Origin of the sequence: Nocardiopsis synnemataformans (assembly GCF_965343085.1) — a bacterium.
GTDB classification, from domain to species: Bacteria; Actinomycetota; Actinomycetes; order Streptosporangiales; family Streptosporangiaceae; genus Nocardiopsis; species Nocardiopsis alborubida.
On record NZ_CBDRFA010000195.1, the window covers coordinates 1 to 545 of the forward strand.

Consider the following 545-nt stretch of genomic DNA (forward strand, 5'->3'; position numbering starts at 1 on the left):
TGGACCTGTACGAGTCCTCTGCGGTGTTCCGGGAGCGGATGGACGCGTGCGCTCGGGCGTTGGAGCCGTTCACGGGTTGGGACCTGCTTGCGGTGTTGCGGCAGGAGGAGGATGCTCCGTCGTTGGAGCGGGTGGATGTGGTGCAGCCCGCTCTGTTCGCGGTGATGGTGTCTCTGGCACGGTTGTGGGAGGCCCAGGGCGTTGTCCCGGATGCGGTGGTGGGGCATTCGCAGGGGGAGATCGCGGCCGCGTATGTGTGTGGGGCGTTGTCGTTGGAGGACGCCGCGCGGGTGGTGGCTTTGCGCAGCCGGATCATTGGCGAGGACCTTGCTGGGCACGGCGGTATGGTCTCGGTCCCGTTGTCCGTGGAAGAGGCCGAAGGGCTGATCGGGCCCTGGTCCGGTCGGCTCGGTGTCGCCGCGGTCAACGGTCCCTCTGCCACGGTGGTCTCGGGTGAGGCCGGTGCGGTGGAGGAGTTCCTCGCTGTGTGTGAGGGGCGGGGGGTGCGGGCGCGGCGGGTGCCGGTGGACTACGCCTCGCACAGT

The 545-nt window shown here is 69.2% G+C and carries 1 protein-coding gene; it reads left to right on the plus strand.

Annotated elements, in window-relative coordinates:
- A partial coding sequence (locus tag ACSIH6_RS39430) for an acyltransferase domain-containing protein (RefSeq protein WP_435114010.1) occupies positions 1–545 on the plus strand: 545 nt, incomplete at both ends.